Origin of the sequence: Pigmentiphaga sp. YJ18, assembly GCF_038066655.1 — a bacterium.
Classification (GTDB): Bacteria; Pseudomonadota; Gammaproteobacteria; order Burkholderiales; family Burkholderiaceae_B; genus Pigmentiphaga.
Genome location: NZ_JBBUKU010000001.1, coordinates 2,105,995 through 2,122,714, shown reverse-complemented (window position 1 = coordinate 2,122,714; position 16,720 = coordinate 2,105,995). Strand labels below are relative to the sequence as shown.

The 16,720-nt window shown below is 67.8% G+C and carries 18 protein-coding genes; 9 read left to right on the top strand and 9 right to left on the bottom strand.

The features are described from left to right. Positions 1–12: 12 nt before the first annotated feature. The 3 genes from WKR98_RS10255 to WKR98_RS10245 are packed head-to-tail and all read right to left on the bottom strand — an operon-like array spanning position 13 to position 3,181. Positions 13–996 carry a tripartite tricarboxylate transporter substrate binding protein gene (locus WKR98_RS10255; protein ID WP_341432832.1) on the bottom strand — a complete coding sequence of 328 codons (984 nt, stop codon included), beginning with the start codon at positions 994–996 and terminating at the stop codon, positions 13–15. Positions 997–1,034: 38 nt separating this feature from the next. Beyond that, positions 1,035–2,192, bottom strand: a complete 1,158-nt coding sequence (locus WKR98_RS10250; RefSeq protein WP_341432830.1) for a mandelate racemase/muconate lactonizing enzyme family protein — start codon at positions 2,190–2,192, stop codon at positions 1,035–1,037. Continuing rightward, complete coding sequence (locus tag WKR98_RS10245) at positions 2,189–3,181, bottom strand: tripartite tricarboxylate transporter substrate binding protein (RefSeq protein WP_341432828.1); 993 nt, start codon at positions 3,179–3,181, stop codon at positions 2,189–2,191. Before WKR98_RS10245 ends, WKR98_RS10250 begins: the two co-directional genes overlap by 4 nt. Positions 3,182–3,416: 235 nt before the next feature. Between WKR98_RS10245 and WKR98_RS10240 the strand changes: the two genes are divergently transcribed. Further along, positions 3,417–4,364, top strand: coding sequence for a LysR family transcriptional regulator (locus tag WKR98_RS10240; RefSeq protein WP_341432826.1), 948 nt, complete (start codon positions 3,417–3,419; stop codon positions 4,362–4,364). 9 nt (positions 4,365–4,373) lie between these two features. Here WKR98_RS10240 and thiD read toward each other — a convergent pair whose 3' ends face one another. Continuing rightward, positions 4,374–5,198, bottom strand: a complete 825-nt coding sequence (gene thiD, locus WKR98_RS10235) for a bifunctional hydroxymethylpyrimidine kinase/phosphomethylpyrimidine kinase (RefSeq protein WP_124688004.1) — start codon at positions 5,196–5,198, stop codon at positions 4,374–4,376. 116 nt (positions 5,199–5,314) lie between these two features. Between thiD and WKR98_RS10230 the strand changes: the two genes are divergently transcribed. The 3 genes from WKR98_RS10230 to WKR98_RS10220 are packed head-to-tail and all read left to right on the top strand — an operon-like array spanning position 5,315 to position 7,674. After that, a complete protein-coding gene (locus tag WKR98_RS10230; RefSeq protein ID WP_087840875.1) occupies positions 5,315–5,614 on the top strand; it encodes an antibiotic biosynthesis monooxygenase family protein in 300 nt (99 codons plus the stop codon). Between the two features lie 49 nt (positions 5,615–5,663). Then, a complete protein-coding gene (locus tag WKR98_RS10225; protein ID WP_124688003.1) occupies positions 5,664–6,344 on the top strand; it encodes a protein-L-isoaspartate O-methyltransferase family protein in 681 nt (226 codons plus the stop codon). 16 nt (positions 6,345–6,360) lie between these two features. Next, the gene (locus WKR98_RS10220) at positions 6,361–7,674 is read left to right on the top strand and encodes a TolC family outer membrane protein (RefSeq protein ID WP_341432821.1); all 1,314 of its coding nucleotides are present in this window, start codon (positions 6,361–6,363) and stop codon (positions 7,672–7,674) included. Positions 7,675–7,696: 22 nt separating this feature from the next. Here the strand turns inward: WKR98_RS10220 and WKR98_RS10215 are convergent, their stop codons facing one another. Genes WKR98_RS10215 through WKR98_RS10205 form a run of 3 tightly spaced genes read right to left on the bottom strand, consistent with a single transcriptional unit; the run spans position 7,697 to position 10,627 of the window. Further along, positions 7,697–8,704: an amidohydrolase family protein gene (locus WKR98_RS10215; RefSeq protein WP_124688001.1), complete on the bottom strand. Its 1,008-nt coding sequence runs from the start codon at positions 8,702–8,704 to the stop codon at positions 7,697–7,699. After that, the gene (locus WKR98_RS10210) at positions 8,701–9,603 is read right to left on the bottom strand and encodes an amidohydrolase family protein (RefSeq protein ID WP_341432819.1); all 903 of its coding nucleotides are present in this window, start codon (positions 9,601–9,603) and stop codon (positions 8,701–8,703) included. Before WKR98_RS10210 ends, WKR98_RS10215 begins: the two co-directional genes overlap by 4 nt. Positions 9,604–9,646: 43 nt before the next feature. Further along, complete coding sequence (locus WKR98_RS10205) at positions 9,647–10,627, bottom strand: Bug family tripartite tricarboxylate transporter substrate binding protein (RefSeq protein ID WP_124687999.1); 981 nt, start codon at positions 10,625–10,627, stop codon at positions 9,647–9,649. A 231-nt stretch (positions 10,628–10,858) separates the two neighbouring features. Between WKR98_RS10205 and WKR98_RS10200 the strand changes: the two genes are divergently transcribed. From WKR98_RS10200 to WKR98_RS10180, 5 genes are all read left to right on the top strand, one after another. Continuing rightward, complete coding sequence (locus WKR98_RS10200) at positions 10,859–11,848, top strand: Bug family tripartite tricarboxylate transporter substrate binding protein (protein ID WP_341432817.1); 990 nt, start codon at positions 10,859–10,861, stop codon at positions 11,846–11,848. A gap of 11 nt (positions 11,849–11,859) precedes the next feature. After that, positions 11,860–12,546: a 4-carboxy-4-hydroxy-2-oxoadipate aldolase/oxaloacetate decarboxylase gene (locus WKR98_RS10195; RefSeq protein ID WP_341432815.1), complete on the top strand. Its 687-nt coding sequence runs from the start codon at positions 11,860–11,862 to the stop codon at positions 12,544–12,546. Positions 12,547–12,670: 124 nt separating this feature from the next. Beyond that, positions 12,671–13,657, top strand: a complete 987-nt coding sequence (locus WKR98_RS10190; RefSeq protein ID WP_341432814.1) for an ABC transporter substrate-binding protein — start codon at positions 12,671–12,673, stop codon at positions 13,655–13,657. 38 nt (positions 13,658–13,695) lie between these two features. Further along, the gene (locus tag WKR98_RS10185) at positions 13,696–14,550 is read left to right on the top strand and encodes an amidohydrolase family protein (protein ID WP_341432812.1); all 855 of its coding nucleotides are present in this window, start codon (positions 13,696–13,698) and stop codon (positions 14,548–14,550) included. A 4-nt stretch (positions 14,551–14,554) separates the two neighbouring features. Next, positions 14,555–15,451 (top strand): phosphate ABC transporter substrate-binding protein, encoded by an 897-nt coding sequence (locus tag WKR98_RS10180; RefSeq protein ID WP_341432810.1) that lies wholly within the window; start codon positions 14,555–14,557, stop codon positions 15,449–15,451. Here WKR98_RS10180 and WKR98_RS10175 read toward each other — a convergent pair. Further along, entirely contained in the window at positions 15,432–15,953 is a 522-nt protein-coding gene (locus tag WKR98_RS10175; protein ID WP_124687993.1) for a cupin domain-containing protein, read from the bottom strand. The genes WKR98_RS10180 and WKR98_RS10175 overlap by 20 nt on opposite strands. After that, the gene (locus tag WKR98_RS10170) at positions 15,950–16,699 is read right to left on the bottom strand and encodes an alpha/beta fold hydrolase (protein ID WP_341432809.1); all 750 of its coding nucleotides are present in this window, start codon (positions 16,697–16,699) and stop codon (positions 15,950–15,952) included. The genes WKR98_RS10175 and WKR98_RS10170 overlap by 4 nt, the downstream gene beginning before the upstream one ends. Positions 16,700–16,720 lie beyond the last annotated feature (21 nt).

The window sequence follows — 16,720 nt, the reverse complement described above, 5'->3', positions numbered from 1 at the left end:
CGCCGGTCTCCCCTACTCCAGGGACACCTTGGCGTCATGCACGACCTTGGACCAGCGCTGGGACTGTTCCTTGAAATAGGCCGAGAAATCCTCCAGCGATCCGCCCAGCGGCTCCACGCCCTGGTCGGCGAAGGTCTTCCTGACCTCGTCGGTGGCCAGGATCCGGTTCAGTTCCCGGTTCAGCTTGGCCAGGATGGCGGGCGGCGTCCGGGCCGGGGCGGCCAGGCCATACCAGACGGCGACCTCGAAGCCGGGATAGCCCTGCTCGGCGATGGTGGGCAGATCGGGCGCCAGCGGCGAGCGCTTCGCGCCGGTGATGCCGAGCGCGCGCATCTTGCCCGCGCGCACGTGGGGCAGCACGTGCGGCATGTTGTCGAACATCACGTCCACCTGGCCGCCCAGCAGGTCGGTCACCATGGGCGCGCTGCCCTTGTAGGGCACCTGTATGAGATCGATGCCCGCCACGCTCTTGAAGTACTCCATGGTCAGGTGGTTCGAGGTGCCGTTGCCGGCGGTCGCGTAGTTGAGCTTGCCCGGGCGGCGCCGCGCCTCGGCCACGAGGTCCTGCACGCTGCGTATGCTCGAGTTCGCGCTGACCACCAGCAGGTTGGGCGAACGCGCGCCCAGGATCACCGGCGCCACATCCTTGACCGAGTCGTAGGGCAGCTTCTTGTACAGGAACTGGTTGGCCACCAGCGGGAAGCCCACCACCACCAGCGTGTAGCCGTCGGGCTCGGCGCGGACGCCCTGCTCGGTGCCGATGATGGTGCCCGCGCCCGGCTTGTTCTCGACGATGACCGGCTGGTGCCAGCTTTCCTGCAGCTTGCGCGCGAACACCCGCGCCATGGCATCGTTGAAGCCCGCCGGCGTATAGGGAACGATGATGCGTATGGGTTTTTCCGGGTAGGCGTCGGCCACCCGGTCCGCCAGGGCGGGCGCGGTGGCCGCCAGGGCGGCCGCGCCCGCGGCGATCTTGATCCACGTCGTGAAGTGCATGTTCCTGTCTCCGTTTGTCTGTTTGATGGATTGCTGCGTCATGCGTAGGCCGGCCCTTCGATGGCCGGATGGGCGCGCAGGAAGTCCTCGTCCACCTCCACGCCCAGGCCCGGCCCCTCCAGCGGCCGGACACAACCGTCGTCGCCGATCTCGAACGGCGTGCTCGTCAGGCGATCGCGAAACAGATTCATGCGCGAGACATCCGCCTCGAAATACCCGCCGTTGTCCAGCGCCGCCAGCACGTGGACGGAGGCGGCCAGGTTGATGCCCGTCATCGACGAATGCAGATGCACCCACAGCTTGTGGGCCGACGCCATCGCGGCAATGCGCAGCGTCTCGGTGATGCCGCCCGCCTTGGACAGGTCGGGCTGCAATACGGTGACCACGCCGTCGTCCACCAGCCGGTTGAACTCGTAGCGGGTGTAGTGGTTCTCGCCCGCCGCCAGCGGCACCCGCCCGAAGGTCCGGGCCTGCGCATAGCTGCGATGATCGTGCGGGGGGAACGGCTCTTCCAGCCAGCCCACCCCCAGTTCGTCCAGCCTCGGCATCACGGCGCGCGCCTCGTCCACCCCATAGGCGGTATTGGCATCGGCCAGGATGACCAGCTCGCCGCCGAACGCCTCCCGCACGGCGCGCACGCGGGCCAGGTCGCGCGCCACGCTGTCCCCCAGCCGCAGCTTCACCGCGCGGTATCCGGCCTCGATGTGGCGGCGCGCCTCCTCCACCAGGGCGGCGGGATCCTGCCACCCCAGTGCGACCCCCCCGGCATAGGCGGGAACCGCCCGCGCGGCGCCGCCCAGCAGCCTGTGCAGCGGCCAGCCGACAGCCTTGCCGCGAATGTCCCAAAGCGCCATGTCGATGCCGCTCATGGCCATCGCGCAGGCGGTGCCCAGGCCGTGGCTGGCCAGCTGGCGCATGTAGATGTGATGCCAGATCCCGTTCACGTCGGCCGCGTCCCGGCCCACCACGAACGGCCGCAGCGCGCTGTTCACGAAATGGGCGATGGTGGTGTGGGCGCGCCCGTGATGCGATTCGCCGTATCCCACCAGTCCGCATTCGGTCGTCACCTTGACCACCACGGCATCGCGCTTGATCACCCGCCCGACGCCCAGCGTCACGCTGCTGAAAGCGGGAACCGGGAACGAGGTGGCGTAGGCCTGCACGTCGCGCACCACCAGCGGAGCGGCCGCCTTCATTGCGGCACGATCCCGGCCTGCCGGACCACCTGCTTCCAGAGGTCCATCTGCCCGGCGATGAAGGTACGGAACGCCTCCGGGCTTCCGCCATCGGGCACCACGCCCTGCTGGCGGAAGACCTTGCGCACGTCCTCCATGGCCAGAATCGCCTCGAGCTGGGCATTGAGCTTGTCGACCACGGGACGGGGCGTGCCGGCCGGCACCACGAATCCGTGCCAGGACGACACTTCGTAGCCGGGCACGCCCGCCTCGGAAACGGTGGGCAGTTCCGGCATGAGCGCCGACCGCCGCGCATCGGCGATCGCCAGCGGCTTGACCTTGCCCGACTGGATGAAGGGCAGCACATGGGGAAAGGCATCGAAGGCCAGGCCGACCTGGCCGCCGGCCAGGTCCGTCAACAGCGGCGTGCTTCCCTTGTACGGCACCGGCGTCATCTTCGCGCCGGTCATGCCGGAGAAGCGCTCCATCGCCAGGTGGTTGGAGGAACCATCGCCGGATGTGCCGTAGTTCAGGCTGCCGGGCCGGGCCCGCGCCGCCGCCAGCACGTCGGCCACGGAACGCAGGCTGGATTCGGCGTTCACGACCAGCAGCATGGGCGACCGCCCTGCCAGTATCACGGGCGTGAAATCCTTGACCGTGTCGTAGGGCAGCTTCTTGTACAGCCAGGGATTCGCGGCGAACGGAAACTGCACGACCAGCAGGGTGTAGCCGTCCGCCGGCGCCCGCGCCACGGCCGCCGAACCGATCTGCGTGCCCGCGCCCGGCTTGTTCTCGACGATGACCGGCTGGCCCCAGGCCTCGTGCAGCTTGGCCGCCACCAGCCGCCCCAGCGTGTCGTTGAAGCCACCGGTCGGATAGGGCACGACGATGCGCAAGGGCTTGGAGGGATAGGTATCGGCTGCCGCCAGGGCGGTCCCGGGCAGCACCACCGCCAGGCCGGCCGCGGCCAACGCCGCCAGGGCTCGCGGGCCCAAAGGGGAAAGGGTCATGTCGCGTCTCCACTTCTCTTTCTTGTGGAGCGGAAGTCTAAGATCGCGGCATAATCAGTTCAATTAATATTTAATTATTGTCTATATCAATTTTTCTGAATATAAAGACAGGATAAAGGTGCTTTCCTCCTTCGGCAGAGCAGTGATAATTCACCAGACAGAGATCTCGACCATCGGCCATTCGTTCATGGCTTTTTATGATCTCCATCAGAAAAACTGAACACCTGGACGCGACATGGAATTCCGGCAAATCCAATACTTCATCTGCCTGTTCGAGGAAGGCACGGTCACGAAGGCCGCGCGCCGGCTGAACATCGTCCAGCCCGCGCTCAGCATGCAGATCTCGAAGCTCGAACAGGAAGTCGGGCAGCGGCTGTTCGAACGCAGCCCCCAGGGCATGCTGCCCACCGCCACGGCGCGGCACATGTACCGGCTGTTCCTGCCCATCATGCGCGACTTCTCGCAGGCCCGCGACGAAGTGCTGTGCAACGACGGAGAAATCGCGGGCCACGTCAACATCGGCCTGATCGCCTCCATCACCGAAGGCGTGCTGGCCGAGACCATGACCAAGTTTTCGGCCAGCCATCCCAAGGTCTCGGTCACCGTGGCCGACGGCTACAGCGCCACGCTCAGCGACTGGGTGGCGGGCGGACAGCTCGACGCCGCCATCATCAACAAGCCACGCCGGCCGCTGGCGCTGAGCGTGGACCACATCGTGGACGAAGAACTGGTGCTGATCACCGGCACGCGGCATGCCGGCAACCTGCCCGCGCGGCTCACGCTCGGCCAGATCGCGTCGCAGAACCTGTCGCTGGTGCTGACCACGCGGCGCCACGGCCTGCGCCACATCATCGACAGCTTCGCCCAGCACGACAACGTCGAACTGGCCCCCTCGCTGGAAGTCGATTCCCTGGTCACCGTGGTCAAGCTGGTCGAGCAGAACCAGCTGGCGACGATCCTGCCGCGCATCGCCGTGCACGACCGGCTGCGGGCCGGGATCCTGCAGGCGCACGCCATCGTCTCGCCACGACTGATACGGCAGGTGGTGTCGGTGGTGCATCCGCGCCGGCCGCTGAATCCGGCCGCGGCGGCCTTCATGGCGATGCTTACCCGGCAGATCCGGCTTCGGGCGCAGGAACAGGCGCCCGGCGTGGACGCGGCGCCAGCCGCCCCCGCGACGTGACCGGGACCTCTACCACCATCCGTGGAAGTGATGCACCGGCCCGTTGCCCGAGCCCACGCCCAGCCGGTCGGCGTGGCGGATGGCCTCGGTCAGGTAGTGCTTGGCCCGGCGGGCCGCATCGGGCACGTCCTGCGCCTGGGGCAGCAGCGCCGCCAGCGCGGCCGACAGGGTGCAGCCCGTGCCGTGGGTGTTGCGGGTATCGATGCGCGGCGCGGCCAGCTCGATCATCTGGTCGCCGTCGTGCAGCAGGTCGATGGCCATGTCGCCCGGCAGGTGCCCCCCTTTCAGGAACACCCAGCGATGGCCGTTGTGGGCCAGCTGTTCGCGCAGCCGCTCGGCCACGCGCCGCATTTCCTTGACGGTTTCCACTGGCCGCTGCTCGAGCAGCACGCCGGCCTCCGGCAGGTTGGGCGTGATCATCGTCACCTGCGGCATCAGCACTTCGCGCAATGCGCCGATGGCGTCGCGCGCCAGCAGGGCGTCGCCGCTCTTGGCGATCATGACGGGGTCGAGCACCACGTGCGGCGGCTTCCAGTGCGCGAGCCGCTCGCCCACGACCTGGGTGACGGGCCGGCTGCCCAGCATGCCGATCTTGACCGCGTCGGCCGGCACGTCGGCGAACAAGGTGTCGATCTGCTGCGCGACGAAGGCGGGATCGACGGGCAGCACGCCCGTCACGCCCTGGGTGTTCTGCGCGGTCAGCGCCGCGATGACGCCGCAGGCGTACGCGCCCAGCGCGCTCATGGCCTTGACGTCGGCCAGCACCCCGGCGCCGCCCGAGGGATCCACGCCCGCGATGGTCAGGGCCTTGGGAATGGGACGAACGGCAGACATGGCGATCCTCTGGAAACGAAACGCGCCGCCCCGCGGGCGACGCACGCCGCCAGTATAGTCCGCCGGCCGCGCGCGAACGCGGGTAACATGGCAGGCCGTTCTGTGGAAGGCCAACCATGATCTACGAACTCGCGCACATCGAAATCCAGCCCGGCACCCAGGAAAAATTCGAGGCCGGCGTCCAGGAAGCCGCCCCCCTGTTCCAGCGGGCCAAGGGCTGCCACGGCATGGAACTGCACCAGACGTTGGAGGATCCCAACGCCTACCTGCTCGTGGTCCAGTGGGAAACGCTGGAAGACCACACCGTGCACTTCCGGGGCTCGGAAGACTTCAAGGCCTGGCGCGCTCTGGTGGGCAGCTACTTCGCCAAGCCGCCCGAGGTCCGTCACGCCACCACGGTCGCCAAGCCGTTCTGACCCGGTTAGAATGGTTCGTTTTGTTACGTTTTCCTGCTCAAGTCCTGCCATGAACGCTGCTTCCCTTCCCGACGTCGAACACGCCCGCTTCAATATGGTGGAGCAGCAGATCCGCCCCTGGGACGTCCTCGACCCCAAGGTGCTGGAACTGCTGTTCAAGGTGAAGCGGGAGGAGTTCGTGCCGCCCGCGCTGCGCACCCTCGCCTTCGCCGATACCGAGATCCCGCTGCGGCTCGACGACTACGACAGCGGCGAATGCATGCTGGCGCCCAAGGTCGAAGCGCGCCTGCTGCAGGAACTCGCGCTCAAGCCCACCGACAGCGTGCTCGAGATCGGCACCGGCTCGGGCTACCAGACGGCGCTGCTGGCCAGCCAGGCCCAGACGGTCACCTCGGTCGAGATCCTGCCCAAGCTGGCCGCCTTCGCCCAGGCCAACCTGAAGCGCGCCGGCATCGCCAACGCCACCGTGCAGGTGGGCGACGGCAGCAAGGGCTGGGGCTCGACCGAGTACGACGCCATCCTCGTCACCGGCTCGGTACCCGAAGTGCCCGACAGCCTGAAGTACCAGCTGCGCGTGGGCGGCCGGCTGGCCATCATCGTCGGCCAGGCCCCGGTCATGACCTCCCTGCTCATCACCCGCACCACCGCCGCCAGCTTCGAGACCACCTCGCTGTTCGAAACCCTGGTCAAGCCCCTGCGCGGCACCACCGTTTCCAAGTTCAAGTTCTAAGCGGAGCTTCGTGCCCATGCGCGCCAGGCCGTACTACGTCCAGACGCTGTGCGCGCTGTTCGGCGCCTGCGCTTTCGTTCCTGCGGTCGCGGCACTGGACCTGGAGCAAGCCTACCAGTCGGCGCTGGCCAACGACGCGACCTTCGCGTCGGTGCGCTCGGCCTATACGGCCACGCTTGAAAAGCTGCCCCAGGCGCGCGCCGCGCTGCTGCCCACCATCTCGCTTGCGGGCACCCGCGCCAACGCCTCCACGACCCGCCTGCCGGGCGTGACCTACACGAACGAGACCTATACGCTGCAACTGATCCAGCCGCTGTTCCGCTGGTCGGGCTGGCACGCCTACGAACAATCCAAGCTGCAGCTCGCCGTGGGCGAAGCCCAGCTCGCCCAGGGGCGCCAGGACCTGATCCTGCGCGTGGCGCAGGCCTATTTCGACGTGCTGGCGGCGCAGGACAACCTGGCCTTCATCGGCGCCCAGAAAATCGCCATCTCGGAACAGCTCGAATCGGCCAAGCGCAATTTCGAGATCGGCACGGCCACCATCACCGACACCTACGAGGCCCAGGCGCGCTACGACCTGGCCCAGGCCCAGGAGATCCAGGCCGAGTCCGACCTCGCGGTCCGCATCGGCGCGCTGCAGCAGATCATCGGCACGCCCGCGGGCGACCTGGCCAAGCTGCCGCCCACGGTCAACGTGCCGGCGCCGCAGCCGGCCCGGATCGACGCCTGGACCGAACAGGCCGCCGCCAACAACCTGGCGGTCGCCCAGGCCACGCTGAACAGCGAGATCGCCCAGCGCGGCATAGAAATCGCCAAGAGCGGCCACTACCCCTCGGTCGACCTGGCCGCCAACGTGGGACGCACGCGGGGCCTGGTCGGGCAGACGGTGGTCAACGATTTCTACACCACGCGCTCGGTGGGCGTGCAGGTTTCCGTGCCCATCTTCGCCGGCTTCGGCACCACCTCCAAGGTGGACGAGGCCGTCGCGCTGTCCGAGAAGGCCCGCAACGACCTGGAGGTCGCACGCCGGGCCGCCGTGCAGAACACGCGGATCGCGTTCCAGGGCGTGAACGCGGGCCTGGCCCAGGTCCGGGCGCTGGAAGCGGCGGAAGTGTCCAGCCGCAGCGCGCTCGACGCCAACAAGACCGGCTACGAAGTGGGCGTGCGCATCAACATCGACGTGCTGAACGCCCAGCAGCAGCTCTATTCCACCGAACGCGACCTGGCCAAGGCACGCTACGACGCGCTGCTGTCGGGCCTGCGGCTGAAGGCCGCGTCCGGCATCCTGACGGAAGACGACGTGCGCCAGGTCAACGCGCTGCTGCGCTAGCATCGCGCAGCAGCGGTACGCGCTAGCCGCGGCCCTTCAGCCGGCCGAACACGCGGTAGGCATTCCCCGAGAAGATCTTCGCCTTGTCGCCGTCGCCCAGCGTGGCGGCGTCGATATAGCGGCGCGTGTCGTCGAAGTAGTGGCCGGTCTCGGGGTCCACGCCCCGCACAGCGCCCACGGTCTCGGACGCGAACAGGATGTTCTCCGGCGGAATCACCTTCAGCAGCAGGTCTATGCCCGGCTGGTGGTAGACGCAGGTATCGAAGAACACGTTCTGCAGCAGCAGTTCCTTGAGCGGCGGCAGGCCCATGTCCTGCGCCAGTCCGCGATAGCGCCCCCAGTGATAGGGCACCGCGCCGCCGCCGTGCGGGATGATGAACTTCAGCGTGGGGAAGTCCTTGAACAGCGAGGATGTCAGGAACTGCATGAAGGCGGTCGTGTCGCCGTTGATGTAGTGCGCGCCGGTCGCATGGAAATGCGGGTTGCAGGAACCGCTTACGTGGATCATGGCGGGCACGTCCAGCTCGACCATCTTCTCGTACAGCGGATACCACCACTTGTCGTGCAGCGGCGGATCCTTCCAGTAGCCGCCCGTGGGATCGGGGTTCAGGTTGCAGCCGATGAAACCCAGCTCCTTCACGCAGCGCTCGAGCTCGGGTATGCACTTGGCCGGCGCCACGCCCGGGCTCTGCGGCAACTGGCAGACCCCCGCGAAGTTCTCCGGGTACAGCTGGCAGGCGCGATGGATGAGGTCGTTGCAGACGATGGCCCATTCATTGCTGGTCTGCAGGTCGCCGATGTGGTGGCCCATGCCGACCGCGCGCGGCGAAAAGATCGTCAGGTCGGTGCCGCGTTCGCGCTGGATGCGCAACTGCTTGGTTTCCAGGCTTTCGCGTATCTGGTCGTCCGAGATGACGGGGCGCGGGAAGATCTCGCACTTGCCGCACTCGCAGGCCGACACCTGCAGGCGCCGGTACTCGTTCAAGGCTTCGGGCGCGGTCGTGTAGTGCCCATGGCAATCGATGATCATGTGGACTCCTTGCTCCTGTCGTCGTGAGTCGTGGCCGGGCCGGCATCGGCCCGCAATGCCGGATACAGGCGTTCAGCCGTCCGGTGGAAGATCCAGTCGAGATCGTCGTCGCCCGCCCAGGCCAGCGCCTGTTGCGCCTCGTCCAGGAGGGTTTTCAGCGATCCCGCGGTGGCGGGGAAATTCGAGCCCCAGGCGATGCGCGAGGCGCCGAACTCGGCCAGCGCGCGCCCGAAGAAGGATTGCGGGCTGGCCTGGCCCAGATACGCCTTGGCCAGGATGACCGGGGTCAGCTTCAGATGGATGTTCGGATGCGCGGCCAGGCGGAACAGCTCCTGCGCCGACGCGTACGGCGGCCCTTCGTCCAGCGGCAGCGCAAAGAAATGGTCGAGCACGATGGGCACGCGCGGATAGCGCGCCAGCAGCACGCGCAGTTGCGGCACGCCGGCGATGCGCATCTGCACGCACACCGGCAGGCCCAGATCGGCGGCGCAATCCCACGCGCCAAAGCTGCGCGGATCGTCCAGGCCGGGAACCTGCCCCTCCACGGTGCTGCCCGCGGTGAACAGGCGCAGCCCCGTCAACCCCCGGGCCACCCAGTGCCGCATGCGCGCGGGCGCATCGGGCGCCAGCATGTCCACGGAGAAGACACCGGTGAAACGATCGGGATGCGCCGCCACCGCATCGGCCACATAACTGTTGTCGTAGCCGTAGCAGGTCGAGGCCTGCACGATGGCGGCCTTGGGCACGCCCGCCTCGTCCATGGCCTGCAGCAATTGTTCCGTGCTGGCGGGCCGCTCCTGCGACCACGCCGATGGCCGGCCCCACAGCGGATCGCGCGGGTAGGCGCGGGTATCGGTGCTGATGACGTGCGGATGGATGTCTACGACTCTGCGCTTCATGCGGTGCCTGTCCTGGATGGCGTATGGGAATCGGGGTCTCGGTCTATTGCAGCGGGATCTCGGCGGTCTCGATCACCGCCTTCCACTTCGCGGCATCGCGCTCGATGCGCGCGGTCATCTCGGCCGGCGTGCTGGCACTGGCCACATAGCCCATGGCTTGCAGCGAGGACTGGACTTCGGGCGACTCCACCGCCGCGCGGATCTCGCGCGCCAGGCGCTCGACCACCGGCGTGGGCGTGGCCGCCGGCACGCTGATGCCGGCCCAGGACGACGCATCGAAACCGGGTACGCCCCCCTCCGCCACCGTAGGCACGTCCGGCAGCCCCGGGAAGCGCCGGGCGGACGTCACGCCTATGGCCTTGACGCTGCCGGCCGACAACTGGCCCAGGATGGGCGACAGCACTTCGAACGCCACCTGCACGTCGCCCGCGCGCACGGCCGCGATCATGTCGCCCGTCGTCTTGTACGGAATGCTGACGGCGTCGATGCCGGCCATGGACTTGAACAGCTCGGCCGCCAGATGCTGCGTACTGCCGATGCGCGAGGTCCCGATGTTGAGCTTGCCCGGATTCGCCTTGGCGTAGGCGATGACGTCGGCCACCGACTTGAAGCGCGAATGGCCATCGGTGATCAGAGCCAGGTCGAACGAGGCAACGGACGAGACGTGCCGGAAGTCGCGCGACAGGCTGTACGGCAGGCTCTTGAACAGCACGGAGCTGATGGCCGTGCCGTTGCCGGTCAACAGCGCCGTATAGCCATCGGGACGGGCCTGGGCCACCGCCACGGCCGCGGCCGCCGCGCCTGCGCCGGGCTTGTTCTCGACCACCACCGGCTGCCCTATGCGCGCCGACATGGCCTGCGCGACCTTGCGCGTGACGAGATCGCCGGCGCCTCCTGGGCCGAAGGCCACGACGATGGTGATCGGCTTGGAAGGATAGGGCTGGCCCTGGGCACACGCGCCTGCCGCGGCCAGCGCAAGCACGGTCGCGCCGGCCGTTCGGGCAAAAACATTCCTGGGGTACATGGCGTCTCCTGGATCTTGTGGGCTTGCGCACCGGCTCGAGGCCCGCGCAGGCATTCCGCATTCTGCCGGCGGCAAGGCGCACGCATCCATTGAGTAATGCTTCCGGTGACTTGAGGAAACGCTCAACCCCGAGGAAGTTTTACTCAATAGACCCCGCGGCGCCTCGCATGCAACCATCCTTGCCAGTACGACATCGGCGCAGCCCAGGACGCCGGGACAAGGAGACGAGCCGTGATATTGCCCGCATTGCGAATTCTGAAGTACCCCGTTGTGCTGTTCGCCGCCGCGCTGTCGGCCGGCATTCCCCCTCCGGCCGCCGCGGCCGACTATCCGGAACGGCCGATCCGGATGTACCTGCCCTACGGCCCGGGCGGCATCGGCGACCTGACCGCGCGCGTGGTCACGCAGAAGGTCAGCGAGATCCTGGGCCAGCAGATCGTGATCGACAACAAGCCCAGCGCGGGCGGCGTGCAATCGTTCCAGGCCGGCCTGCAGGCCCCCGCCGACGGCTACACGCTCGTGCAGGGCGGCAACGGCACGGCCATCACCCAGACGCTGGTCAAGGACCTGCCCTACAGCATCGTGGACGACTTCACCCAGGTCGCCACGCTGTCCAGGTTCAACCTGATCCTGACGGTCAAGCCCGATTCGCGTTTCCACAACCTGACCGAGCTCATCGCCTACGCCAAGGCCAACCCCGGCAAGCTGAGCCTGGGGACCACCAACGTCGGGTCGAGCCAGCACCTGGGCGCCGAGCTGTTCAAGTCGGTGGCGGGCATCCAGGCCGAGACCATTCCGTACAAGACCAGCGCCGCGCTGCTGACCGGCGTGCGATCAGGCGACATCGACGTGGGCTTCGACTTCGTGCCGCCCGTGCTGTCGTCGATCAAGAGCGGCGCGGTGCGCGCGCTGGCCATCTCGGCCGACAGCCGCAACCCCAACCTGCCGGACGTGCCGACCACCGCCGAAAGCGGCCTGGACGGTTACGTGGTCGCGTCGTGGAACGGCGTGTCGATCCGCCAGGGCACGCCGCGCGCCATCATCGACAAGCTGAACCAGGCCTTCGTGGCCGCCGTCAACTCGCCCGAAGTCGCGCAGAAGCTGCGCGAAATGAACTCCGAACCCTACGCCCTGGGCGTGGACGAATCGCGCGCCCTGATGAAGGCCGACATCGCCAAATGGAAGGCGGTGATCGAGAAGGCGAACATCCCCATCAACTGAACGAGAGCACCATGAAGAACGTCGTCGTACGCAACATCCCGCGCGGGCCGCAGGATCTTATCGCCGAGCTGGCCACGCACGGCGTGGCCACCGTGCACGAGGCCATGGGACGCGCCGGCCTGATGGCGCCGTACCTGCGCCCCATCTATGCCGGCGCCAGCATCGCCGGGTCCGCCGTGACCGCGCTGGTCGCGCCGGGCGACAACTGGATGCTGCACGTGGCCATCGAACAATGCCGGCCCGGCGACATCCTGGTGGTCGGCGTCATGTGCGAGAACACCGACGGCATGATCGGCGACCTGATCTGCACCTCGCTCAAGACGCGCGGCATCCAGGGCGTGGTCATCGACGCCGGCTGCCGGGACGTGCGCACCCTGACCGAAATGCGCTTTCCCGTCTGGTCGCGCGCCATCTCCGCGCGCGGCACGGTCAAGGCCACGCTGGGCCACGTCAACCTCCCGGTGGTGTGCGCCGGCATGAACGTGAACCCGGGCGACGCCATCGTGGCGGACGACGACGGCGTGGTGGTCGTGCCGCGCCTGGAGATCGCCCGCACGCTGGAACTGGCGCGCCAGCGCACCGCCAAGGAAGAAAAGTCGCGCCAGCGCTACCTGGCCGGCGAGCTGTCGCTGGACGTGGCCAACATGCGCCAGGGCCTCGAAGCCGCCGGCCTGGTCTACGTCGACAGCGAGATATGACCCCCCTACGCCCTTCGGGCGCCCCCCAGGGGGCGACGCTGGCGGACCGGCGAAGCCGGATCCGCGGCGTCCTGGGGGTAACCGACACACCGCACCGTTCCCGTTTTCTCTCCAATCAGCAGCCATGACATCCAAGCAACCCCTCCCCCTGAAGATCGCCATCGCCACCTACGGCCACACCGCGGCGCTCAAGCGCGGCGACGTGCCCATCGAAGGCGTCCAGCCGGACTTCGTCGAGATCAAACCCATCATCGCGGCCTTCCGCCGCATGGTGCGCGACGTCGAGTTCGACGTCTGCGAAATGGCCCCCGCCACCTACATGATCGCCCGCGAAGCCGGCGCCCCGTTCAAGGCGCTGCCCGTCTTCATCTTCCGCCGCTTCCACCATGCCGGCCTGGTCTACCGCGACGACGCCGGCATCCGCGAACCGCGCGACCTCGAAGGCAAGCGCGCGGGCGTGCGCGCCTACTCGGTCACCACCGGCATCTGGACGCGCGGCATCCTGACCAACGACTACGGCGTCGACAACTCGCGCATCACCTGGGTGGTGGACGACGAGGAACACGTCTCCTCGCTGCAGTTGCCGCCCAACGTCGAACAGGCCAGGGACGGCAAGTCGCTGGTGGACCTGATGGCCAGCGGCTACCTTTCCGCCGCGTTCACCGACAACGCCGGCATCGGCCGCGCCGGCGCGCCGGCCGACGGCTGGCAGGCGGGCGGCCGCATCAAGCCGCCCGAATACCTCGAGATGTTCCCCGATGCCGACCGGCTCGAAGCCGAGTGGTACCGCAAGACCGGCATCTATCCCGTGCATGGCCTGATCACCGTCAAGGACGAAGTGCTGGCCCGGCATCCGTGGCTGGGCAAGGCCCTGTACGACGCCTTCCTGGCCTCGAAGAACATTTACCTGCGCCAGCTCGCCGCCGGCGAATCGGTGTCGGACAAGGACGATCACTACCGCGCCATGGGCCGCATCGTGGGCGATCCCCTGCCCTACGGCATCGAGGCCAACCGGCCGTCCATCGAGGCCATGATGAATTACTGCCACCAGCAGGGCCTGCTCAAGAAGCGCTACGCCGTCGACGACATGTTCATCGACGTCGGCGCCTGAGCCGGCCCTTCCATACCCATCATTTCCGCGACACCGCCATGACCACACGCCTGATCGACATTCATCCGCACATCATCTCGCCCGACACCGCCCGCTACCCGCTCGATCCGCTGGGCGGCGAACGCTCGGGCTGGTCCGCCACGCGGCCGGCCACCTTCGAACAATACGCCGCCGCCATGGACGCCGTCGGCATCGACAAGGCCGCCATCGTCCATTCCTCGACCACCTACGGCTTCGACAATTCCTACGTGGCCGATTCCATCGCCGCGCAGCCCAAGCGCTTTGCCGGCGTCTACTCGGTCGACATGCTGGCTCCCGACGCCACGCAGAAGATCCGCTACTGGACCGGACGCGGCCTGGCGGGCCTGCGCATCTTCACCACCGGCAGCACCATGCCGGGCCAGGCGCCTACCCTGGAAGACCCCGCCCTGCATCCCGCCTGGAGCCTGGCGGGCGAACTGGGCATCCCCGTGTGCGTGCAGATCACCAAGGCCGCCATCCCGGCGCTGGAGAAGCTGCTGACCGCCTTCCCCCAGACCCTGGCCATCGTCGACCACATGATGAAGCCGGACATCAGCAGCGGCCCGCCCTATGCCGGCGCCCAGCACCTGTTCGACCTGGCCCGCTTCAAGAACCTCTACCTCAAGCTCAGCAGCCGCAACACCGAGTCCGCGTACGCCGGCAAGGCCACGCCCGAGACCTTCTTCGGCCGCGTGGTCCAGGAATTCGGCGCCGACCGCATCGCCTGGGGCTCCAACTTCCCCGCCGCCGAAGACAGCCTGGCCGACATCGTCAAGGCGCTCAAGGACTACATCGCCTTCCTGCCCGCCGCCGACCAGCACTGGATCATGGCCGGCACCGCGCAGAAGCTCTACCCCGTGCTGAAGGACTGACTCCATGCCCACCACACCCGCCACGCGCGTCACGCTGAAGACCAACCTGGCCGACTCCCCCGTGGCCGCGGCCATGAAGGACGGCCGCGTCGCCTCGGACATCGTCCAGCTCGATTTCTGCGGCCCCAAGACCGCGCACGACGGCTTCAAGCCGATGATCCGCGACAACGCCTTCGACGCTGGCGAACTGGCCATCGTCACCTATCTCCAGGCCAAGGCCTACGGCAAGCCGTTCGTGATCCTGCCCGCGCCCATGGTCGGCCGCTTCCAGCACCATTGCATAGGCTTCAACAAGGAATTCGGCCACCTCGACCCCAAGGACATCGAGGGAAAGAAGGTGGGTGTGCGCACCTATGCGCAGACCACCGGCCTGTGGGTGCGCGGCATCCTGCAGCACGAATACGGCGTCGATCCCGACAAGGTCGAGTGGTACACCGTGGACGAATCCCACCTGGCCGAGTACCGCGACCCGCCCAACTGCCACATGCTGCCCAAGGGTTCCTCGATTCCCGACATGATGCTGAACGGCGAACTGGCCGCCGCCATCCTCGGCAACGACATGCCCAAGGATCCGCGCGTGCAGACCCTGGTGCCCGAACCCATCGCCGCCGCCCGCGCCTGGTACCAGCGCGAAGGCGTCGTGCCCATCAACCACGTCTTCGCCGTCCACCAGGACGTCACGCGCCGGCATCCCGAGGCCGTGCGCGAGATCTATCGGATGATCCGTGAAAGCCGCGCGCTCGCTCCCGCCGCCGCGCTCGAGACCCTGCCCCCGCTGGGCCTGGAGGCCAACCGCAAGGGCCTGGAGATGGCCATCGAGTGGTCGTACGAGCAGAAGATCATTCCGCGCCGGTTCGCGGTGGACGAATTGTTCGACGACGTCACCGGCGCGCTGGATTGACCGCCACCGCGGCGCGCAGGGCTTCATCCTGGTAGTTCAGCGCGCCGGGGCGGGACTTGCCCAGCATCACCTGGAAATAGACCGGCTCCAGGCTTGCGTTCAGATAGCCGTGCATGACGCCCGGCGGGCAGGAAACGCACTCCCACGGCCCCAGGCGGGTCTCGAACCGGTTGCCGGCCTCGTCCTCCAGGAAGACGTCCAGAAAGCCCTGCAGCACGAAGAACACTTCTTCCACTTCGTGGGTATGGGCGGCATTGCCCTGGCCGGGCGGCACGAACATGACGCTCAGGGTGAAGCCCAGCGGCGGAATGGCGCTGGGATCGCCATGCTTGGCGGATCCGCCCGCCCCGATGAAGCGATGCTGGGCGCGCCGGAAGCCGTCGAGCTTCGCGTCCTCGAACGCTTCCCAGTCGGGCTTGCGGTCGCGGAAACGCGCCACCTGGCGCTGGCCGATCTGTTCGATGCTCAGGTCGGCCGCAGGCGCCGGGGAAAGGGACGTCATGGTGTTGCTCCTTGGTAGAGTCGAGAGGGAAGGCTCGGGCTGTCGAGCCACTGCCCAAGCAATCGGGTAACCACACCGGGGTGCTCCAGCGTGGACAGATGCCCGCAGTCGCGCAGCATGCACGGATGGGAACCCGCGATGGCCCGGGCCAGGGCATGCTGGCTTTCCTGCGGTGCAATGGCATCCTGGTCGCCACCGATGACCCAGGTCGGGCAGGCGATGTGCGCCAGCCTGTGGGCAATGGGCGGCCGGTTCATGTTGGCCTCCTGCTGGCGGATGAACACCTCGGCGCCCAATGACAGGGACATGTCGCGGACGACCTGCGCCAGGGTTTCGTCCCGCAGGGCTTGCGGGCGCAGCAAGGCCGGCAGCAGTTGCTCCACCAGCGCCGCGAAGTCCCGGCGGGCCAGTTCGATCTGGGCGGTACGGCGCAGGCGCCCCGCTTCGGTCTCCTGGGCATGGGCACGCGTGTTCAACAGGGCCAGCCGCTGGACGCGATGGGGAGCCTGCAAGGCGGCAAGCGCCGCCAGGTAGCCGCCCATCGACAGCCCGGCCAGCGCGAACCGCTCGAACGGGACGTCGGCCAGCATCCGCTCCACCGCCTCGGGCAGGCTGGCGTCACGCGACAGGTCAGGGATCCAGATGTCGGCGCGGCCGCGCAGGCCGATCCGCTGCGGCTCCCACAGCACCTCGTTGCAGAGCAGGCCGGGAATGAGCACCAACGGGGCGCGGGCGTCGCGATTCATGGTGAAGCGTTCCGTTCCGGC